Here is a 19,228-nt window from a genome sequence, read left to right as displayed (position 1 = left end):
CTGTTTTTTGGTATCAGAAGAATGGGCTAACCACTGATTAGCCCACTCATTAGTTTGAAAATTAGAAGTTGCCCGTGATCGCTAAACGTAGCTCTCTACCTGCATGGATGGCTTTATTGCTATCATCCAAAACAACGCGATCATTGATATTGATGATGTTGGCACTTAGCTCAAAGTTGTCTGTTACTTGCTTCACTAAGCCCAAGTCTAGGGTGCTGTAGCCGGCTATTTCATTGGTATTGGCTGAATCTGTGTACTGAGAACTTACCCCCTGAAGTGCCACATATACATTGGCATCTAGGCTGCCTACTTCTTGATTGTAGGTAACATTGGCAACATGCTTAGGACGATCAGAAATTTGCTTACCATCGTTATCTCCACCATCCTTATTCACCGCATCTGTGTAGGTATAGTTAAAGGACAATTGAGAAATGGCGTTTAGATCCCAGCTAATTTCACCTTCGAGTCCTCGAATTTCTGCCTTGTTAACATTGCTATATACATTGTCAGAAATAGCAGCACTGCTATTAACGTCTTGAGTGGTAATCAGGTTTTCAACATCGGAATTAAAGACAGTAATAGAAGCAAAAATTTCATCACCACCATAACTCACGCTAAATTCAGTGGTTTTGCTGTCTTCAGGTTTTAGATCATCATTACCACGGTAGGTTCGTGTTGGACCTGCGTTAATCACATAGTCAGATGAGCCTTCTCGAACAGCTGGCGCAATACGGCCTTCTGAGTAACCAAGTTTAATACCCCACTCATCACTTAGTGTATTACCCCAGTAGAGTTTAGGACTAAAGGCAGACCCGTATTTGTTATGATCTTCAAAGGAGAAACCTAAAGTCAGCGAGTTATCCTGATTAAGCTTGATAATGTCTTGGCCATATAAAGAACTTGATTTAAAAGTATCAGAGAAGTTTAAATTATCGCGCTCTGCTGACTCTTCGCGATAACTAATACCCACATTGATATACTGGCTTTCACTGATAGAACCATCAAGATCAAAACCTAAATTCTTATCTTCGATCACCCAATCTGTGCCATCGTCATCCACATTATCACGACCCGCAGAAGCTGAAACCGCTGTGTTAAAGTCACTAAAAGTGTTCGTATAATCAAGGGACAAGAGTGTCTTTTCTTGCTCTAGATTATCACCTACCGCTTTTGCTTCTTCTTCCCCATAAATGACACCTAGCTCAAGCCTTTCTTCTTCATCTAGGTTAATGCCCAATTTCATTTGAGTATTGGTTAGATCACGCTCAGAGCGCTGAGACGTACCATCACTATTTAGAATTTCATCTTCGGTTTGTTGATCAAGGTTGAGGCTGAAATCAAAGGTGTCATTAATTTTGCCTAACGTTGCAAGGTTAATACCTGAGTATGCTCCACCGTCACCCGTCACATCACCACCAGACACAGTGATGCTGTTACGCCACTCATCCCCTGCTTTCTTAGTGATAATATTAATAACGCCTGATAATGCATCAGCACCGTATAGGCTAGATGCTGCACCACGAATCACTTCAATACGCTCAATATTTTCGATGCTCACCCAGTTAGAACGATTAGCAGGGCTTGAGGAAATATTACGCTCAGCATTTGGTACTCGTTTACCGTCGATCAAGATCAAACCGTATTCACCAGCCATACCACGAATTCGAATTTCATTTTGAGCATTACCAGTGCCTGCCCCTACAAACACACCAGGCAATTTGCCCAAGGCTTCAGCAACAGTAGTCGCACCACTTAATTTGATTTGTTCAGAGGTCACCACACTCACCGAACCAGAAAACTCTTCTGCTGCGATTGGCGCTTTAGCGGTTACAAAAATGGTGTCTTCAGCTTCAACTGCACTGATGTTTGTAGTATTTGCAAGCACGACTGCGCCGGCAATTAATTTAGCCTTGTTTCTCATTTGGGATACAACCTGTTATTGGTTAAGTTTCAGCGCTCATCGCGCTTTCGCTAACACCTTGCTTTAAATCATTTTTTTAAAAAATTGATTTAAATTGCACTAACTGGCTGCCGGAAAAAGGTGGCTATCTTAGGCAAGATAAAGGGGTTCTGTTATTTAGTTTGCAGTTCCACTGCGGGTTTACTTCGTTAGTATCAACTTTCCATTGCGAGTGATACGTAGCCTATAATGCTGTTCGTTGTGAACTATGGTTAATTCGCTTTTTCCCTGCATTAACTTTTCTGTCGATACTAAAGAAGTATCGTTAATTGTCGGTTTAATTGAGGACATGTTTAACTGCCAATTACTAATTGATAATGATAACGGTTCGCATTTAAACATTTTAGTTTATTAAATGCAAACTTTTTGTAAAGAAAATGAACTTAATTCAGAAACAAGAAGTTAACAACAAATCGTCCTCTTCCCTTTCCACACTATGAATCTGTGACTTTTCACTAATATTTTGACGCACCTAAATAAATAGCGCCGAATCCAAGCTGCTATCTTGCAACACAGAAACAACATCAGCCAAAACTTAAGAAATATCATATTAGTCTTATTAATCAATATGATAGATACGTATTAGTTGGTTTAACCCCTATATCAAAAGGATAACAGCATGACAATTCACTATCGCGCAGGCGAAATGACGCAAGCACAACTAACAGAAAAACCGTTAGAACAACCTACTGCTGAAGCTCTTACAGGCGAGATAACAACCCGTAGCCACGCTTTTTACAACACGGAAGATGAATCAATTAAATCAGGTACATGGGAATGTGAAGAAGGTGAGTCACGCTGGGAATTTACCACACGCGGTGAGGTAATTTATGTTCTTTCTGGCAGCATGACAGTGGTAGAAGATGGCGGCGAGCCTGTAACTCTAACAGCAGGTTCAAGTGCTGTATTCCCAGTTGGCTGGTGTGGTAACTGGACTGTTCACGAAACCCTACGTAAGGTTTTTGTGATATATAGTGCTTAACTAGCACTGAGTATTTGCGTCACCTAAAGTAACTTCAAACTAGCATCTGGTGACGCAATCGACTTAAAGTGAGCAGCGACCTTCTTCATGCTCTTCTCAACCCTCTATTGTATTTTCGAACACCTCTAGATCAACATATCGAACGACTGTCGTAATTGTTCAATCATTTTAATCCAGAAAGCATTAAGATTAAGTCTACTTATATAGCTTTAAATCGCGCTTTTTAGATCATCAGGATTACAAACATGACGGACTTTATTTCACTTACCAGCCTTGGTTGGCAAGCATTCTTTCAGCAACAGCTTAGCCTTGATGAATGGGAGAACGCTGATGCAGCTCGTGTAATAGAGCAACATAAATCCACCCTTAAAGTCGCCACAGAAGAAGGTCATTTTACCTTAAATTTAAACCATAAAATGCCGGAAATGACAGTTGGGGACTGGTTACTCCTTCGTAAAGAAGAGAATAAAAATTTAGATAACAGCCCAGAAAGACACTTCTTGAGATTACTTGATCGTAAAACCAGTTTTTCTCGTAAAGCAGCGGGTAGCAAGCTCCACAAACAACTTATTTCCGCCAATGTAGATACGGCTTTTATTCTTTGTTCAATGAACGAAGACTTTAACCTCAACCGTATAGAGCGTTTTTTATCACTTGTACACGAGTCATCAGCAGATGTAGTCGTCATTTTAAGCAAAAGTAATCAGGCAAGCTCACCTCAAGATTATATTCAAGCAGTACAGAGCCTTGACCCTTTAATCATTGTTGAGGCCATAAATTGCTTAGACCATAATTGTATTGAACAGCTATCACCTTGGATAAAACAAGGTAATACCATTGCAGTATTAGGCTCTTCAGGCGTCGGAAAATCCACGTTAACCAACACGTTACTGGGTAAGCACAGGCAGGAAACACACGGCATTAGAGAGCAAGATAGTAAAGGTCGACATACCACTACGAGTCGCTCCTTAATGGTTATGAAAAATGGCGGTTTGATTCTTGATACTCCAGGTATGCGAGAGATACAGCTAACAGATAGTAAAGAAGGTATTAGTACGACTTTTGCAGATATTGAAGCTATTGCAAGCAAATGCCGATTTTCTGACTGCCAACATCAAGGCGAACCTGACTGTGCGATAGAAAAAGCCATATCTAACGGAGCACTGGACCTTAGGCGTTTGGCAAACTATCAAAAACTTCTAAAAGAAGATGCGTTTAACTCAGCCAATTTAGCTGAACGTCGGGCAAACGATAAAGCACTAGGCAAGTACTACAAAACGACCCAATCAGAGGCAAGTATTTTGAAGGGTCGTTAAATATTAGCTAACACTTAAACTAAGAGTTTAAAACTAAAGCCCCAGAATCCTGTAAAGGTGGCATCACCTCCATACTAATGCTCTCTACTTCTATCAGTCCCATCAAGTTAGCCATAGATGGTTTATCTGCCATCAAGCCATTTGAGTTATGGGCATCTTCAGCTGTTTGCCAAAAATAGACTTCTACCCAGCGCCCTTTACTGTCTTTACTTAGGTTCTGAAACAAAAAACCGGGTAAGGTTTTAAGATCTGGTAACAAACCTTCGACGGCATGAATCATATCTTGATCTGATACATTTGGTTTTGCTTGCCAGATAAGAATTTCAGTCACGTACATTGTCATTTCCTCTTGAATCAATAAAAAGCCATGTTAATTAATTTCAATTAATAGATAATCAACAAAAATAGAACTTCACTATTCTTGTTTTGGAATGAATATGAATCGATTTGAACAAGCATCTTTGTTCTTATTAGTTGTCGAGCAAGGCTCTCTTGCCGGTGCTGCGCGCTTAAAAAATATCAGCCCATCAGTTGTCAGTAAAAGACTGGCCGAGCTTGAGAGCGCATTAGGCGTACAGCTATTAAGGCGTACTACTCGGCGTATGACATTAACTGAAGCGGGTGAGAGTTTTTATAAACAGATGCGTCATCTGGATGGTCAATGGCAAAGCCTGCTTGATGAAACCGCTAGCCTAGGACAAGAAGCCAAAGGCATATTGCGCCTAGCAGCACCCCAGCCAGTGTTGACGAGAGTATTGTTAGATGTGGTAACGGCATTTAGACAAGCTCATCCGCAGATAGAAGTCGTATTACAGACGGCGGAATACACACAACTCCCTCTTGCTGAAGCTGATATTTCACTCTGTCGTATGTTAGAAAAGTTAGATACAGCAACGACTGTCGGTGTACCAATTTGTCATTATCGAAACGCCCTCTTTGCATCCCCTATTTATCTAGCGAATACTCAAATACAAGAACTTAATACATTAGACGATCTTAAATGTCAGGAATGCTTACCCTATGGATTAACGTCTCCTAACACTTGGTCATTTATAAATAATGAAGGTGCTGAAAAAAGCCTCATGGTTAATTCTAAGCTCTTAACAAATAATACTGAGGTGATTATACAAGCCGCAATTGCTGCTCAAGGCGTTGCTTACATTCCAGGGATGATTATTACTCAAGAATTGGCTGAGAATAAACTGCAGCCAATCCTGACACATTTAGCAAGTCGTGATTTTCAATTATGGGCCTACTATCAAAAACTAGATTACGTGCCACTTAAAGTGCGTTTATTTCTAGACTTTATTAAAGACTATTTTGCAGATAGACAGTAGCTAATAACCCATATAAAAACTGGTATAGCCGACGATAAAGGCGGGTATCGCACTGTAAATAGTGGCTTTAACCGCAGCTTCTGGCGCTAAGGCTAAAGCAGGAAATAGCGCATCACCATCATTACTAATGGCATTCGCTAATTGTGCGGATAAAGGTACAACACCATTAATATAAAGACTTGTCATGACAATTTGAGGGCCACACCCTGGAATGAACCCAATCAAAATAGCCAACAATATCGTCACCCCACCTAAACTTGTAAAGGCAGATTGTAAATCTATGCCGGTCACATAAACCAATAATTCATAGGCTAAGAATCCGACGATTACCCACACTGAAACAAAGCTAGTTTCAGCCACCACTGTTTCTTTTAGATAGCGTATCTCGGCTTTTTCAGCAAAGCGTGCAGACCATGAATCTAATGGCTGAGACACCCAAACTAAGATGCATAAAAGCGCACCCACAAAAGCAAACCATTTTGTTGGTTCAAGGTAAGCCCACTCACCAAAGAGTTGGTTTGAGTCCCATTGAAAAGCCTCCATAACGCCAAACACAGTAGCGGGTGCTAACAATAGGATGAAGATAAACACTATTAAAGGCGGAAGTCTTGGCAACACATAAGCATCATTTTTAGGCTCTGGATTAGTTGTTTTTAAGTAGTTATGGCCGTGATACCAGTTAACTAAATAGCCTGTTAGTATGCCTGCGATTAAGCTGACGCCATATACTAATAAGGCAATATCAGGCTTTTTAGAGAGTAATAAAAATGCCGCATCACCCATGGTCGATATCAAGACAGCAACCAAAGCACCAAAACTCATCTTACCGCTGACAAACTGAGTCACAACTATGATTGCGCCACCACATCCAGGTAAAGCCCCTAAGAAGGCCGCGACTGGCACTTGTAAAGGACCACCTTGATTCAACACTTGTGTCAAATCGGCTTTAAAGCACTGGTCAAGAAAGTAAAAACCTCCCAAAGTTAAGGCAATAAAGATACTGACACCTAAATACGCATCGGCAAGTGCAGATACTATGATATCGAACAGCCCATGATCAATTTGGTAAAGTGAGACAAGTACACAAAGAATAATGCTAAAAAGCAGTAGGCTTTTAGTCACGGCAGCAGAAAAGCTTGGCAAAATAACGGCCAGTTTTGCTGGGCTAAGCTTCTTAAGCTCCCTAATGGTCATAGTGTTTTCTCTTTTTTATTCGCCTGCTCGGCATATTGATGGCTGTGAAGGATAGATTTAACTTGATCTAGGTGATGGACTTTTTCTGACAAGTTACGATAAGACAAATCAAAGATCTGATAATCGTACTCCATGGTTAAAGTACAAATATCGGTATAAGTTGCCGCCAGAAAAGCATCAGATTCATACAACATTTTGACTAACTGATAAGGCGCCAGCTTCATAGCACTAAAACGTGTCGTGACCGATTTAATACGAGGTTTGCCACCTAATCGCTTAATAGATTTCAGCATACCTTCATGATGAGCATTGGTTTCAACCAAAGCCAATTGTAAATTTGTCACCAACATGGGAGTCAAAACAGTTGAGTCATTGAGCAAGTGATAATACAGATGGCTACTGAGGCACTCGTTCTCGGCAGCAGCTAATAACAGAGGCAAAAGCTGCTGAGAATGATCTTCCAAAGGTACAAAAGGTTTAAGCTGCAACATAAGAACAACCCCAATCAAGTTATTAAATGATTATCATTCTTATTTAATGTTTTGTAAAGGCTCTTTCCCATCTCATTTATATGACAAGTTTTTAAGGTTATAGGTTATCCAACTGATTGATATAAATACCCTTATCAGCTTTTTAGTAATATTTCACAATAATTTATATGGTATTTTCTAAAAAGTAACCTAGCATTCACTTAACGTTTACCTAACTTATGTTTAAGTGCTCTGCTTCATTTAATCAGTATGTTCAAATCAGCCACAATTATCATTTTCTAGAGTCTATTTATGCAGTTCTTAAACAGTGTTGCGACAAAAAGTAAGCTTATTCTCGGTTTCGGATTAATTATTGCGATAGCGGTAATTAGTACCTCTCTTGTTTACATTCAATTAGAAAAAACAAAACGTAATCAGGACTTATTATTAGATGTCAGAGCACCGACGGTTGAAGCAGGTTTAATGTTAACCAATGGTATCAATCAGAGTTTGTCTGGTTTAAGAGGCTACTTGATCCTTGGAGATGACCCTAAAAAAGCTAACATTTTTAAAAATGAGAGACATCATGGCTGGCAGGATATAGACAAGGCACTCACTGCATTAAATCAGTTTTCAGTTAACTGGACAGTGCCAGAAAATATAGAAAAACTGAAAGACATGAACGCTCTTATTAAAGAGTTTCGTACAGCCCAACAGCAAATTGAAGATATTGCTCATACTAAAGACAATATTCCTTCTTATGATATTTTATTAAACAAAGCGGCACCAAAAGCCGCAGATACGATAACTTCCCTGACTAATTTGATTGAATTAGAAATGGAACAAGCGTCAACCCCCCAGCGCAAAGCCCTACTTAAAACCCTTGCGGATAGTCGTGCGTCTTTTGCCCTAGGTTTAGCCAATATTAGGGCTTACCTCTTATCTGGTGATGAAAAGTTTAAAACTAACTTTCTTAACTTATGGCAGAAGAACGAAGCACAATTTGAGATTTTAGAGACAAAATCTAGCCTTTTATTAGGCAATCAAACTAAAGAATGGAATGCTTACCAAACCAATAGGGCAAGCTTCCTACCTTATGTCGACCAAATGTTTACCTCCCGTGCCAGCCAAGATTGGAATAAAGCAAATGCTTGGTTAGGTAGTAAAGCAGCTCCGAAAGCTCAAAAAATTCAAATTATTTTGGATGAGATGCGAGCCTCACAAATCACTCTATCCAAAAATGATCAAGCCGCATTAGCCGATAATGTTGACTTCCTCTATAGCATTCTGTTTCTCGGATTATTTTTGATCATCAGCTTTGGTGGTTTACTATCTTGGTTAATTAGCACTTCTATCACCAAGCCTCTTGGTGGTGAGCCTCATGATATGGCAGACCTTGCAAACCGTATTGCCAATGGTGATTTATCAACTCGCTTTGATAAGGATTTAAAAGCAGGTGGTCTGTATTTATCTATGATCACAATGAGCAGTAACTTAAAACAGCTCGTCATTGATATTCAGTCTGTATTAGAGAGTTTAGCCACATCTTCTAACCAAACCTTAGGTGTAGCGAGTGATACTAGCGCTAACATCAAGTCCCAAAACGAAAAGCTAGAATTAGTCGCTACCGCTATAGAAGAAATGACAGCAACAGTGAACGATATAGCTGAAAACGGAAGCGATTGCGCGAGAATAACAGAAGAGTCTCAACAGATTACTTTAGATGGCCAACAGAACGTCAGGAACACAGTCGCAACCATAGAAGAGCTATCTCATGATATTAACCATGCCTCTGACGTAATCACGACAGTTCAGCAAGAAAGTCAGTCGATAAGCTCGGTGTCTGAAGTGATTGCTACCATAGCGGAACAAACCAATCTACTTGCTTTAAATGCTGCAATAGAAGCTGCCCGCGCAGGAGAGCAAGGTCGGGGCTTTGCGGTAGTTGCCGATGAAGTCAGGTCGTTAGCGTCAAAAACACAAGAATCAACCACCAGCATTAATGAAATAATTACGGCGCTTCAAACCCGATCAAACGAAGCCGTAGGCATGATGCAAAAGAGCCAAACGAAAGTAGAAGAGACAATTAAACAGGCCAATATCTCTGGAGAGTCTTTAAATCAAATCACTCTTTCGGGTAGGCAAGTTCAAGAGATGATAGTACAAATTTCTACCGCCTCAGAAGAACAAGCAAAAGTCACCCAAGATGTCATGAATAACGTGGTCGAGATAAGTGCCGTCGCACAGCAAACTACTGATGATGCCGTATCTACAGTGCAAGCGGGTAATGAAATGCAAAATCAGACGGAAAGATTAAGAGAGCTTATTTCAACCTTTAAAGTTTAATAGCAGCCAACCTCCCCTCCCCTAAACAAGAAAGTACAGGAGCAAGCTAGTTTACTCCTGTACTTTCAACAATGAATTACGCCTCTTGCGTAATAAATTAGAACAAAAAGTATATTTAACATGCTTTTAGCGATTTTTCTGCGCTTTTAGAAACAAACTCCCCAAATTTTCATTACCTAAAGAGAAGCGTCTTGCTTATTCCCCTTTTCTATAGCTTAGATATGCTAAATTTCGCTCTCTTAGCCGTTTTGCTTGCCCTCAGTACTTTACTGGATTCACCGAGGCATTTAGCGAAAGTGGCTCTTTTAATGAAAGAAATTGCAAAAGGAAATGATGCCTTACTCGAATCAGGCCTTGCCTTGTATACCCCAACTGTCATGGCCGTAACCGTCTTTGTGGGATTAGCGATCTTTTACTTTTGGATAAAAATGCCTAAAAAAGTACTTTAAAAAAGTTCAATAAAAAGATACTAAGAAGTGCAACTTAGTGTCTTACAAGTGTACTCACGACAAGCTTTTAAAGTGCTCTAATAAATGGTGTTCACCATAAACAGGTGCCACCATATCTTGACCAGACACAGTTAAAAAGAACTCAGCTGGACCACCCACTCTTTCTGGCAATTGTTTCGCCACTGCTAAAGCTAATTTTCTTACCCAATCTGGTAAGTGCATGAGTTTTTCTGGTTTATCCATGGCTTTAAAGGCAAGTTGCGCCAACTCCTTTATGCTGAAAACATCTGGCCCACCAATGGCTAGTTCATGTCTATTTTGCCTAGGTTTCCATGTTTGTTTAGCTTTAACCTGCGAACCATTGATAACACTCTCTATTGGGTGAGCCCCTAGCTCTGCAGCTTCTAGACAAAAACGTGCAAGGTCTTCTCCATGGATAGGATTCACCTTTACATCACCCCAACCAAATAAATAGGCACGCCCTGCTTTTGCCATGGCATAAAAAGCTTCTATATCAGAAAAGAAACCATTAGGGCGTATCACACAGGGCTCCAACATTTGAGATGATAATAACCGCTGGGCGAACTGTTCTTTGGCATACAACATACGCGCAGATTGATAATTAGGCGCATTGAAAGCAGAAATATAGATAAACTTCTTTACACCCGACCTTTCTGCTTCTTCAAGCAAGTTGATATTGGCCTGATAATCCACATCCATGTAGTTAAGGCCATCTTTTTGTCGAGTAATACCAACACAAGAAATAACGATATCGATACCGTCACAACAGCCAGCAAGACTCATTGGGTCAGTAACTTGAGCCAATTTAATTTGCTCTTCACCAAGCCCCATAGCCCCTAACTTTTTAAGTGAACGACCTAAAGCAACAAAGCCTTTATCTTGTTTAAGTAACGCTTGCACTAGATAGCGTCCTAAATAGCCTGTTGCCCCCGCAAGGAGTATTTTTGCTTGCATCATTTGCCTCCAATCCTTTTGTTTATTCGGCCTGAGTTATCAATCGCAGCATGCTCTAACTCTTTTCATGTTCTGGTCGATAAGGCTCTTCTCTTAAGATATGGCTAATCAATAACTTTAAAAAAAAGATAGGTAAGAACCACTCTAGCCCTACTGCCGTCTCAAACACATATAGACTTAAAATGAGGCCGACTGAGTATAGAACGAGAGCGACAGGTCGTTGCAGATAAAGCGGAGTGAGCAGGATGGCTGCAGAAGCAAGCAACATGAAAGCCCCAACATAAGCAATCCACCAAACATTCAATTCAAGAAAGAAATAACTAAACACGGCTAACTGAATAAAGTGAATGCTAATAAAACCCATATGTTGTACAAAGCCCTCACCTTCACGGTGATACCAACGTTTAGCACTTGAAGTCGCATTTGTAATAACGCCACCGACCATATCGACAGTCAATAAAATGGCAACAAAATACTGCGCCCAACTCCAATCAAGCCCGGCTTGATAAACAAAGTAAGCTAAAACACCAGCAGCAATAAAGGGAATGTAAGTCTGCACATCTTTTTCTGCACGCGTTGCCCCAGGGCCAATTAACTTATCTAATTTACCCTTGAGACCCACTCGCGCTTCTGGAATTTGCCAATCAATTTTCATAACACACCTTTATCAATTTTCTGATTATTCATTAACTAAAAGTCCAATTAGACTTTTATTTGGAACACTTGGTCTTTTTAAAATAACCCAATCACACGAGATTTGTAAATCTTTTTAGACCATATGGACTATAATTTTAATAAAAACTGCGATAACGAAATAATGAATAGACAAAAAAACAAAATTAAAGGGTAAATCTGGTGTTTTGGAAGTGATTCTGTTTAACTTTGCAGCCTTTTTTAAAAGGTTATGTATAAATACTCAGCTATTTGCTTTAGATTAATTTACCTTAAAAGCTCGCTAAACCAGTAAGGAAAGCCAATGCCAAAAATTGTTGACCATGATAAGAAACGTGAAGAAATTGCTTTAAAAGCAGCAAACGTTTTTCTTGAGCATGGCTATAAAGAACTTGGCATGAGACAGCTTTGCAGCCACCTATCCATGAGTAAAAGTGCGGTTTATCACTACTTCAAAAGTAAAGATGAGATTTTCGTTGCTTCCACTGAAGCCATGTTTAGTTCAGACAGCATGATATTGAATGGCTACCCTAACGTAGAGCAAGCGAGTCAAAATGAGAAGGTCGAAAACTTCATACAAATCATGAATATTTTGGCACCTCGACACTTTCAAGAAACCAAACTAGTAATGGAATACATAGATGTCATTGGTTTAGAAAACATCCCACAAGATAGCTGTATGAGAACAGCTAATGAAAAGTACCAAAGTCTATTAGCCAATTATGTTAGTGCTGAGCGAACAGAACAGATTTACGCGATTCTCTTGGGACTACTGAGTCAGCAATTGCTTTTAGGCCGCCCTTTAAGCAAAGACTATATTTCTGATTTAATACTTAGGCATCTTAGTTAACAAAAATAGTTAACTAAAATAGTTAACTAAAACAAGTTAGCTGAAAAGACCACTTAATTTACTCTTCTTAAACGTGATCCACTCGCTAAATAAACCCCAAGTGTCACCACTAATATTCCAATCCAATCGATATAAGTTGGCCATTCATTTAAAACTGGAATCGCAATTAAAGCAGCAAAAACAGGAACTAAAGCACCAAAAGAAGCGCCTTTAGAAGCCCCCAATAAAGAGATTGCTTTACCAAAAAGATATAAGGCTAATATTGTTGCAATAACACCTTGGAAAATAGCTTGTATCAAAAGAGTTCCTACAGATATATCAAGAATACTAAGACCGTTTAGATAAAAATAAAAAGGTAAATAAAGTAAAAATGAGCAAACGGATACGATTGCAACAGCGTGTAATGCCTCCAGCTGAGAATGGCGTAAAACAATAGTATACGACGCCCACATCAAAGAAGCCGTCAGCATCAAAGCATGGCCCAATAAATAGCTGGTTTCTGTCAGCAATGAGCTCACACCCGCGATAATAAACAAACCAATTAAGATCATGCTATAACCCGTTTTACGCTGTTTATTAAACGTCTCCTTAAAGAAGAACGCAGAAAGCAAAGCCACGAAAAGAGGCATAACACCGGGTATTAGTACCCCTGCATGAGATGCAGGAGCAAAGGCAAGACCAGAAGCAGCGACCAAGGTGTATGAAGCTCCTGCGCCTAAAACTAAAATAATATACTGAATTACACCCAATTTTTTAAAGCCAAAACCATGCTTAATAATCACAGGGAATAACAAAACACCTGCCACGCCAAAACGTAAAAATGTAATGTCTAATACAGACAAATTAGTTGTAACGCCTAAACGCGTCACCGCCATCCAACTCGCCCAAATGCAAATCGTCCCCAGCGCACACAAAATACCCACAAGAGTTTTTACCTTAACATTGCTTTGGCTTAGAAATGTTTGATCCATATTTTTAGCTCCTTAAATTTCATTTATGGAAAGACTAAGGGGCAAATTGACATTATTAAAATGATGTTTATTATTTGATATATGAAAAAAAATAATATCAATATCATGATGCTCAGAACACTCGTCTCGTTACGTGAAACAAAAAGCATCAGCCGAACGGCAGAACAGCTAAATGTGACTCAATCAGCAATTAGCCACACGGTGCGCGCACTAGAAACAGCAATAAATACACCTGTTATTGTGCGAGAGCCTAGAGGGGTTACCCTCACAGCAGCAGGTATGAATGCGTGTGAATCAGCTGATATTGCCCTTAACGCCATAGACAATATTCTCAGTTTATCTGACTCCAGCGTATCTGGAGTTGTAAAATTAGCCAGTATAGTGAGTGCCTCAAGAGTGATAGTGCCCGAAGTAATCACTCATCTAAGCCGTGAATATCCTAAGGTCGAAGTAGCGTTATTAATTGGAACAGATGCAGAAGTAAAAGAATGGGTTGAGCTAGGGATTGCAGATGTTGGTTTAGCTTATGATTTCGAGGCAGAAGAAACAAACATACTTTTTGAAGATCAATTTTATCTTGTTTGTGCTTACAACCAGCCACAACAAACAAAAGTTACACTTGCAGACTTAGATAATAAAGCCTTTATCATGTCTTCAGCAGGGTGTGAACCAGCAATTCAAACCCTTTTCAAACAAGCCAATTTAACACTCGATGTTAAAACTAAGGTATTTGATATGAGTGCATTATTCGCTATTGTGAGCTCAGACTATGGCATTTCATTAGTACCAGGTTTGGCGTTTCCCAGTAATTGGCGACAACTTGTTATGAGAAAACCTCTAACGCCACAGCTTAATTTAAATTTATGCTTAATTAGCACCAATCAAAAAAGCAATAAACGGCTAACAGACCTCTTACACAGCTCGGTTAAACTGGTAGCAGATTCATTGAGAGCACAGTAGCAGCCACTTAAAGCCTCCCAAGAGCTGCTACTTCAGTCGCTCTCTTTATCACCAAGCTACATCTTTGGCATGGTTTCAAACTTAGGCAAAGCTGGGTCCATGTGATCCCATGAAGCACCACTACTAGCGTACACCACCATACTAGGTTTGAAGTTTTCTAAGTCATGTAGGCTACCTGCTCGAATAAATTCGAATTGAGGAAAGCCGCTATTCTCAGCATAAATATGTGAACCACATTGAGGACAAAACCCTCTTTTTATCATATTGCCGCTAGCCGCTTGCTTCTCATGAAATGCCATTTCGCCCTTAAAAGTTAAACTACCTCTTGGGATAGCTAAACTTGAAATATGGCCAGCACCACTGATTTTCTGACAATCCGCACATTGACAATGACCAGACATAACAGCCTCTTCCGTGCAGGTATAGCTGATATTGCCGCAAAGACAATCTCCCGATAACTGTGTCATACATTACTCCTCAAATAGTTACTTACGAAATTGAAGTGATATTAGATTATATTAGTAACTTCAATTTCGCAAGTAAATGAATTAGTATTTCTGGAGCACTAGAGAAGTTTAAGAGATTTAATATGAGTTCTGACAGCCAGTTTTTACGCTCGCCCTGCCCCATTGTTAGTGGGCTAGATATCTATGGCGATAAATGGACATTAGTCATTATTCGCGACCTAGTCTGCGGTAAAGAGACCTATAGTGAACTTGCTGACTCTCCCGAGAAAATACCAACAAACAGACTCGCTGAACGGCTAAAAATGCTACAAGCAGAGGGTATGGTCGAAAAAGAACAATATCAATCTAAACCAAAAAGGTATAAATATCGCCTCACCCAAAAAGGGAAAGACACCCTACCTATTCTTCAAGCAATATCTAAATGGAGTAACAAATATATCGAAGATACTTGGATTCCACCCGAGTGGTTTATGAAGCCAAATACCTGACTTATTTAGAATTTCTTGATCTCTCGACTCACATACCAGCAGCAGTTAAGAGATGCACCTCTAGTTTAGAGTATGTATCTTAATTAAAGCTATTACAGACAAAACAAAGAAAAGAATTAACACGATGAAAAAAGTGACCCTCTATACACTTAATAAATGCCCTCACTGCGATACAGCCAAGGCTTACTTGGACAAACAAGGTATTGCCTATCGTTTATGCAATGTACAAACACCAAGTGGTCGCAAAGAGTTTGCTAAGCTAGGGCTTCGTGGTGTACCCGTGCTAAAAATTGGCGATCAAATATTAAAAGGGTTTTCGGTGAAAGTATTTAATCAACTCTATTAAATGAGAAGAGTTTATTTTTAGACATAATAAGCCTGCTTTATTCGCTAAATGGAGTAACACATATATCGAAGATACTTTGATTCCACCCGTGTGCTTTATGAAGCCAAATAGCTAATTTATTAATCTAGTTTTAGAGTTCTTCGACCTCTCGACTCAATACATTCAGCCTATGAACTCTAATCTTATTGTCCTTTGTATAGGCAATAAAACGTACAAAGTTAACCTCATCTCCTTCGCTTTGATAGATGCCTTCCGTCCAAAGCGTATTATCAGCCTGTGCCCCAATTGAATAGCTTTCACCTGTATCTAAGAAGTAAATTGAGAGACCACAGCCAGCCAAGGCAACAAATGCGTTATTCCAAGAAATTAAACCTGAATCAGGATTACCATAAATCGATGCGACAACAATATCTGGCAGAACACTTTGCGATAATTTATTAAGCAAATAGGCATCTTCATGGATGGCATAAAGCCTAAAGGCTTCATTTTCGAACAGTATTCTATCACTCATAAAATCACTCGCTTTAACCAAGCTACTAAATTGCTCTATGAATTTAGATTAGTCTTATAGTATGAAAACAAACAGAAACGGTTAACAGTAATATTGAGATTGAAAAGCCATCAGGGCTGTCTTCAGGCGCCTACATGGCAGCCTAAAGACGAATGGAAGTGTTAAATATAATATTTGTAGCTTAAGCCTTAAGCGCCATATCTGCCATTTTCATCACGCTTTCAAATGATTGAGCGCCACCGATAAAGCAACCGTTGTGGCAGAACATAGCATCCGCAATACCTGTCACATCTTGTAGTTCTTTACCCGCTAAACCTGCCCAAGGGCTGGGTAGAGACTTTCTATCTTCGAAAGAGCCAAGCTCGACAGGGACAGTCTGAATACGCCATTCTCCCGTATCTGAAGGGTAAACCACATACAAGGCTTCTTTAGATAATCTATGTACCGTTGTTTTCCAAGGTGTATATTGCTCAAGCACGATCAGTCTTGGATCTTCTGCCTTTTCAATGGCTTTAGCGACAATATCTTTAGCGCTAATACCGCCCGTAGCAGCAGCAATAAAACGTGTTAGGACACGAGAAGCGAAACTTACTGCTTCTTCAAAGCAAGCATCGTAATCATTCTCTTCTTGCCATGTCGGGTTAAACATAGAAATGGTTTGGCTAAGGCTAATACCTTTAGATACGCCTTCAACATGGCCGCAATCAACCGCATCGATTACAGAAACAAGGCCAGTATCAACAGAATGAGCCACTTCTTTGTTACCACCACAAATCTCAACACCGTATTTTTTCCAGATCAAACCGAAAGAAGAATAAGGAATGCCATTTTCACGCTCACCCGCACCACCGCGTTGATGGTGATCAAAGCGACCTGCATCGGCATCATAAATACCGCCCACATCCAATACGATATCAGCTTGCTTGATAACCTCTAAGTCACGAGTACGGACCAGATTAAAACTAGAGAAAATCGTTTTCAGAGCCGCGACGCTAAAAACATCATCAGCATGAAAGTTACCATTGTGGGTTGCTATCGTAATATCAGTCATTGGAGTTGTATCTTGCCTGTTGCATAAGAGAGTAATACTAGGGGTTAATCTGTTTAGAAGGAGTGTTAAAGGCATATTTTAAGCGATAAGCCTGAACCCATTTTCTAACTTAGATACCCCTAAAAAAGATACGGGGATTCTATAGCAAGATGGCCGACAAAAATAGCAGATTAAAAACACTTAAGACATTAATTGAGAAGAGCTTCAGTTTTCTCATGCGGGCTTTCAAAAACCTTAAGTGAAAGACACAGGGTTGCCTATTTATCAGTTTAGCGATACAGCGATGACCTTCAAAACTTCTGCTAGCGTTTCATCTGGTGTAGCGCCCTCTGTATAGACAATATGTGTAGCAAGCTCATAATTAGATTTGTGTTCAATAAAGTGTCGATTTAGCTCAGCATCTTCATCGATTTCATCGCCGTTTAAGTGCTTTATACATAACGCTTTATCAGGAGAAGGTAATAAGAGAATGACATATTGAAAAGGCTTAAGCGCTGCTTTTGCTCGTTGTAAATAAGCATCGTCTTCATAAACAGAATGACCAGCCCCAAAATCAATGACGCAATTGTTATGCTCTTCTAACAAGCGCTCTACTGCATGAATCTCAAACTGTTTCCAATAGCGATAGACACTCAACCCGCCTTCTGTTTGATCGAGCTCCCTAGCATAGGCTTGGTCATAGCCTATCTCTTTATAATAATCCCAACGATACTCATCCATCGACTTTTGAGGCAGCTTGAGATGTGAAGCTAAGAGTTTACCTATCGTGCTTTTACCGACTCCCATTGGCCCAATTAATACAATGTCTAATTTATTCAAAATCTCTTCTCCTTGATTAATGAATAGATAGTAACTCGAACAATCAAAATTTGAAGTCAAACTCTCGTTTTGATCGCTCTAAATCAACGTAACCACCTTGCGCTATGGCAATATTTTGATAAGAAATCGATAAAGATACGCACCTTAGGTGGCACATGTTCACGATGAGGATACACGGCATAAATACCGCTCGGTTCAAGTTCATAATCCGTTAATAATGGCTGCAACAAGCCTTTCTCAAAATCTTCTTGCAAACAAAATGTGGAAAGCGCGGAGATACCTTGCCCACTTTTTGATAAAGCGATAACCGCTGCAACCGAGTTACTTTTTAACTGGCTGTGCATCTGAACACTCTGTTTCTGGCCTTTCTTTTCAAACTCCCACGTAAGAGGTGAGCTAAAAAGAGACAAACTAATCCAGTCATGTTTTTGTAGGTCTTGCGGTGTTTTTGGCGTGCCTTTTTGGGCTAAATACTCAGGGCTGGCAAAGACACTTACCGGTGCTTCACAAATCATCTTAGCCACCAGATTAGATTCTTGTAACCAACCAATTCGAATCGCAAGATCAACGCCCTCTTCCACCATATTGATAATGCGATCTTCCAATAACAAATCAATTTTTAATAATGGGTACAAAGAACGAACTTCTTTAATCACAGACGTTAAGTGCTCGGTACCAAAACTAACAGGGCAAGAGATTCGTAATGTGCCTGTCGGTTGGTTTTGATACTCTCGCAGTTCGCTTAAAGCAATTTTTGTCCGATTAACAATTTCGGCACTATGACGATAAAAAATCTCACCAGCTTCAGTCAGGCTCAAACTGCGTGTTGTCCGATTAAGCAAACGCACACCCACTTCTTTTTCTAGCTGGACAATTTGTTTACTCACAGCAGACTTTGCTACTCCTAACTGCCGTGCGGCCTCAGAGAAACTCTTGGTTTCAACAACGCGAGTAAACACACCAATACGCTTTAGCTCATCCATTTGACTTCATCCACTTAACTTCATCCACATAGGCTCAATCACTTTCGTTATCTCTCACATCACTGTACACCAAAAGAGAAC

22 protein-coding genes are annotated in these 19,228 nt (G+C 39.8%); 9 read left to right on the top strand and 13 right to left on the bottom strand.

Annotated features, from left to right (window positions below):
* Nucleotides 1-61 precede the first annotated feature (61 nt).
* Nucleotides 62-1,921 (bottom strand): TonB-dependent receptor plug domain-containing protein, encoded by a 1,860-nt coding sequence (locus Q0A08_RS01780; RefSeq protein WP_438464429.1) that lies wholly within the window; start codon nt 1,919-1,921, stop codon nt 62-64.
* Nucleotides 1,922-2,101: 180 nt separating this feature from the next.
* Nucleotides 2,102-2,251 carry a hemin uptake protein HemP gene (gene hemP / locus Q0A08_RS01775; protein WP_438464428.1) on the bottom strand — a complete coding sequence of 50 codons (150 nt, stop codon included), beginning with the start codon at nt 2,249-2,251 and terminating at the stop codon, nt 2,102-2,104.
* A 328-nt stretch (nt 2,252-2,579) separates the two neighbouring features.
* On the opposite strand from hemP, the gene Q0A08_RS01770 reads away from it, so the two are divergent.
* Together Q0A08_RS01770 and rsgA are read left to right on the top strand one after the other, a co-directional pair.
* Nucleotides 2,580-2,942, top strand: coding sequence for a cupin domain-containing protein (locus Q0A08_RS01770; protein ID WP_046016453.1), 363 nt, complete (start codon nt 2,580-2,582; stop codon nt 2,940-2,942).
* Between the two features lie 245 nt (nt 2,943-3,187).
* Nucleotides 3,188-4,258, top strand: coding sequence for a ribosome small subunit-dependent GTPase A (rsgA, locus tag Q0A08_RS01765; protein WP_438464427.1), 1,071 nt, complete (start codon nt 3,188-3,190; stop codon nt 4,256-4,258).
* A 19-nt stretch (nt 4,259-4,277) separates the two neighbouring features.
* Here rsgA and Q0A08_RS01760 read toward each other — a convergent pair whose 3' ends face one another.
* On the bottom strand, nt 4,278-4,595 hold the full coding sequence (locus Q0A08_RS01760; protein ID WP_438464426.1) for a hypothetical protein: 318 nt from the start codon (nt 4,593-4,595) through the stop codon (nt 4,278-4,280).
* Between the two features lie 100 nt (nt 4,596-4,695).
* On the opposite strand from Q0A08_RS01760, the gene Q0A08_RS01755 reads away from it, so the two are divergent.
* The gene (locus Q0A08_RS01755) at nt 4,696-5,595 is read left to right on the top strand and encodes a LysR family transcriptional regulator (RefSeq protein ID WP_438464425.1); all 900 of its coding nucleotides are present in this window, start codon (nt 4,696-4,698) and stop codon (nt 5,593-5,595) included.
* Here the strand turns inward: Q0A08_RS01755 and Q0A08_RS01750 are convergent, their stop codons facing one another.
* The gene (locus Q0A08_RS01750) at nt 5,596-6,789 is read right to left on the bottom strand and encodes a putative manganese transporter (protein WP_438464424.1); all 1,194 of its coding nucleotides are present in this window, start codon (nt 6,787-6,789) and stop codon (nt 5,596-5,598) included.
* The gene (locus tag Q0A08_RS01745; protein ID WP_438464423.1) at nt 6,786-7,280 is read right to left on the bottom strand and encodes a hypothetical protein; all 495 of its coding nucleotides are present in this window, start codon (nt 7,278-7,280) and stop codon (nt 6,786-6,788) included. Before Q0A08_RS01745 ends, Q0A08_RS01750 begins: the two co-directional genes overlap by 4 nt.
* Before the next feature lie 291 nt (nt 7,281-7,571).
* Between Q0A08_RS01745 and Q0A08_RS01740 the strand changes: the two genes are divergently transcribed.
* Complete coding sequence (locus tag Q0A08_RS01740; RefSeq protein ID WP_438464422.1) at nt 7,572-9,605, top strand: HAMP domain-containing methyl-accepting chemotaxis protein; 2,034 nt, start codon at nt 7,572-7,574, stop codon at nt 9,603-9,605.
* 308 nt (nt 9,606-9,913) lie between these two features.
* Nucleotides 9,914-10,054, top strand: a complete 141-nt coding sequence (locus Q0A08_RS01735; RefSeq protein ID WP_438464421.1) for a hypothetical protein — start codon at nt 9,914-9,916, stop codon at nt 10,052-10,054.
* 54 nt (nt 10,055-10,108) lie between these two features.
* Here the strand turns inward: Q0A08_RS01735 and Q0A08_RS01730 are convergent, their stop codons facing one another.
* Both Q0A08_RS01730 and Q0A08_RS01725 read right to left on the bottom strand, forming a co-directional pair.
* Nucleotides 10,109-11,029: an SDR family oxidoreductase gene (locus Q0A08_RS01730; protein WP_438464420.1), complete on the bottom strand. Its 921-nt coding sequence runs from the start codon at nt 11,027-11,029 to the stop codon at nt 10,109-10,111.
* Nucleotides 11,030-11,084: 55 nt separating this feature from the next.
* The gene (locus Q0A08_RS01725; protein ID WP_438464419.1) at nt 11,085-11,684 is read right to left on the bottom strand and encodes a hypothetical protein; all 600 of its coding nucleotides are present in this window, start codon (nt 11,682-11,684) and stop codon (nt 11,085-11,087) included.
* Between the two features lie 321 nt (nt 11,685-12,005).
* Between Q0A08_RS01725 and Q0A08_RS01720 the strand changes: the two genes are divergently transcribed.
* Nucleotides 12,006-12,551, top strand: a complete 546-nt coding sequence (locus Q0A08_RS01720; RefSeq protein WP_438464418.1) for a TetR/AcrR family transcriptional regulator — start codon at nt 12,006-12,008, stop codon at nt 12,549-12,551.
* Nucleotides 12,552-12,604: 53 nt separating this feature from the next.
* Here Q0A08_RS01720 and Q0A08_RS01715 read toward each other — a convergent pair whose 3' ends face one another.
* Nucleotides 12,605-13,522 carry a DMT family transporter gene (locus Q0A08_RS01715; protein WP_438464417.1) on the bottom strand — a complete coding sequence of 306 codons (918 nt, stop codon included), beginning with the start codon at nt 13,520-13,522 and terminating at the stop codon, nt 12,605-12,607.
* 81 nt (nt 13,523-13,603) lie between these two features.
* Between Q0A08_RS01715 and Q0A08_RS01710 the strand changes: the two genes are divergently transcribed.
* On the top strand, nt 13,604-14,482 hold the full coding sequence (locus tag Q0A08_RS01710; protein WP_438464416.1) for a LysR family transcriptional regulator: 879 nt from the start codon (nt 13,604-13,606) through the stop codon (nt 14,480-14,482).
* 56 nt (nt 14,483-14,538) lie between these two features.
* Here Q0A08_RS01710 and Q0A08_RS01705 read toward each other — a convergent pair whose 3' ends face one another.
* Nucleotides 14,539-14,949: a GFA family protein gene (locus Q0A08_RS01705; protein WP_438464415.1), complete on the bottom strand. Its 411-nt coding sequence runs from the start codon at nt 14,947-14,949 to the stop codon at nt 14,539-14,541.
* Between the two features lie 122 nt (nt 14,950-15,071).
* On the opposite strand from Q0A08_RS01705, the gene Q0A08_RS01700 reads away from it, so the two are divergent.
* Together Q0A08_RS01700 and Q0A08_RS01695 are read left to right on the top strand one after the other, a co-directional pair.
* The gene (locus Q0A08_RS01700) at nt 15,072-15,437 is read left to right on the top strand and encodes a winged helix-turn-helix transcriptional regulator (protein WP_438464414.1); all 366 of its coding nucleotides are present in this window, start codon (nt 15,072-15,074) and stop codon (nt 15,435-15,437) included.
* A gap of 124 nt (nt 15,438-15,561) precedes the next feature.
* The gene (locus Q0A08_RS01695; RefSeq protein WP_438464413.1) at nt 15,562-15,783 is read left to right on the top strand and encodes a glutaredoxin family protein; all 222 of its coding nucleotides are present in this window, start codon (nt 15,562-15,564) and stop codon (nt 15,781-15,783) included.
* 130 nt (nt 15,784-15,913) lie between these two features.
* Here Q0A08_RS01695 and Q0A08_RS01690 read toward each other — a convergent pair whose 3' ends face one another.
* The 4 genes from Q0A08_RS01690 to Q0A08_RS01675 all read right to left on the bottom strand — a co-directional run bounded on the left by Q0A08_RS01690 (nt 15,914) and on the right by Q0A08_RS01675 (nt 19,147).
* Entirely contained in the window at nt 15,914-16,294 is a 381-nt protein-coding gene (locus Q0A08_RS01690; protein ID WP_438464412.1) for a hypothetical protein, read from the bottom strand.
* 181 nt (nt 16,295-16,475) lie between these two features.
* On the bottom strand, nt 16,476-17,345 hold the full coding sequence (locus Q0A08_RS01685) for an MYG1 family protein (RefSeq protein WP_438464411.1): 870 nt from the start codon (nt 17,343-17,345) through the stop codon (nt 16,476-16,478).
* A 264-nt stretch (nt 17,346-17,609) separates the two neighbouring features.
* A complete protein-coding gene (locus tag Q0A08_RS01680) occupies nt 17,610-18,164 on the bottom strand; it encodes a shikimate kinase (RefSeq protein ID WP_438464410.1) in 555 nt (184 codons plus the stop codon).
* 83 nt (nt 18,165-18,247) lie between these two features.
* Nucleotides 18,248-19,147 (bottom strand): LysR family transcriptional regulator, encoded by a 900-nt coding sequence (locus Q0A08_RS01675; protein ID WP_438464409.1) that lies wholly within the window; start codon nt 19,145-19,147, stop codon nt 18,248-18,250.
* Between the last annotated feature and the right edge of the window lie 81 nt (nt 19,148-19,228).

This window comes from Marinomonas sp. PE14-40, assembly GCF_051623805.1.
Lineage (GTDB): Bacteria > Pseudomonadota > Gammaproteobacteria > Pseudomonadales > Marinomonadaceae > Marinomonas.
The sequence above is the reverse complement of the archived record's forward strand: the minus strand, read 5'-3'. Positions and strand labels throughout refer to the sequence as shown.

What these genes read in the sequence shown, in the direction of transcription:
- Q0A08_RS01780 (WP_438464429.1), bottom strand. Translation starts at nt 1,921, where the DNA reads ATGAGAAACAAGGCTAAATTAATTGCCGGCGCAGTCGTGCTTGCAAAT.
- hemP (WP_438464428.1), bottom strand. Translation starts at nt 2,251, where the DNA reads ATGTCCTCAATTAAACCGACAATTAACGATACTTCTTTAGTATCGACA.
- Q0A08_RS01770 (WP_046016453.1), top strand. Translation starts at nt 2,580, where the DNA reads ATGACAATTCACTATCGCGCAGGCGAAATGACGCAAGCACAACTAACA.
- rsgA (WP_438464427.1), top strand. Translation starts at nt 3,188, where the DNA reads ATGACGGACTTTATTTCACTTACCAGCCTTGGTTGGCAAGCATTCTTT.
- Q0A08_RS01760 (WP_438464426.1), bottom strand. Translation starts at nt 4,595, where the DNA reads ATGTACGTGACTGAAATTCTTATCTGGCAAGCAAAACCAAATGTATCA.
- Q0A08_RS01755 (WP_438464425.1), top strand. Translation starts at nt 4,696, where the DNA reads ATGAATCGATTTGAACAAGCATCTTTGTTCTTATTAGTTGTCGAGCAA.
- Q0A08_RS01750 (WP_438464424.1), bottom strand. Translation starts at nt 6,789, where the DNA reads ATGACCATTAGGGAGCTTAAGAAGCTTAGCCCAGCAAAACTGGCCGTT.
- Q0A08_RS01745 (WP_438464423.1), bottom strand. Translation starts at nt 7,280, where the DNA reads ATGTTGCAGCTTAAACCTTTTGTACCTTTGGAAGATCATTCTCAGCAG.
- Q0A08_RS01740 (WP_438464422.1), top strand. Translation starts at nt 7,572, where the DNA reads ATGCAGTTCTTAAACAGTGTTGCGACAAAAAGTAAGCTTATTCTCGGT.
- Q0A08_RS01735 (WP_438464421.1), top strand. Translation starts at nt 9,914, where the DNA reads ATGAAAGAAATTGCAAAAGGAAATGATGCCTTACTCGAATCAGGCCTT.
- Q0A08_RS01730 (WP_438464420.1), bottom strand. Translation starts at nt 11,029, where the DNA reads ATGCAAGCAAAAATACTCCTTGCGGGGGCAACAGGCTATTTAGGACGC.
- Q0A08_RS01725 (WP_438464419.1), bottom strand. Translation starts at nt 11,684, where the DNA reads ATGAAAATTGATTGGCAAATTCCAGAAGCGCGAGTGGGTCTCAAGGGT.
- Q0A08_RS01720 (WP_438464418.1), top strand. Translation starts at nt 12,006, where the DNA reads ATGCCAAAAATTGTTGACCATGATAAGAAACGTGAAGAAATTGCTTTA.
- Q0A08_RS01715 (WP_438464417.1), bottom strand. Translation starts at nt 13,522, where the DNA reads ATGGATCAAACATTTCTAAGCCAAAGCAATGTTAAGGTAAAAACTCTT.
- Q0A08_RS01710 (WP_438464416.1), top strand. Translation starts at nt 13,604, where the DNA reads ATGAAAAAAAATAATATCAATATCATGATGCTCAGAACACTCGTCTCG.
- Q0A08_RS01705 (WP_438464415.1), bottom strand. Translation starts at nt 14,949, where the DNA reads ATGACACAGTTATCGGGAGATTGTCTTTGCGGCAATATCAGCTATACC.
- Q0A08_RS01700 (WP_438464414.1), top strand. Translation starts at nt 15,072, where the DNA reads ATGAGTTCTGACAGCCAGTTTTTACGCTCGCCCTGCCCCATTGTTAGT.
- Q0A08_RS01695 (WP_438464413.1), top strand. Translation starts at nt 15,562, where the DNA reads ATGAAAAAAGTGACCCTCTATACACTTAATAAATGCCCTCACTGCGAT.
- Q0A08_RS01690 (WP_438464412.1), bottom strand. Translation starts at nt 16,294, where the DNA reads ATGAGTGATAGAATACTGTTCGAAAATGAAGCCTTTAGGCTTTATGCC.
- Q0A08_RS01685 (WP_438464411.1), bottom strand. Translation starts at nt 17,345, where the DNA reads ATGACTGATATTACGATAGCAACCCACAATGGTAACTTTCATGCTGAT.
- Q0A08_RS01675 (WP_438464409.1), bottom strand. Translation starts at nt 19,147, where the DNA reads ATGGATGAGCTAAAGCGTATTGGTGTGTTTACTCGCGTTGTTGAAACC.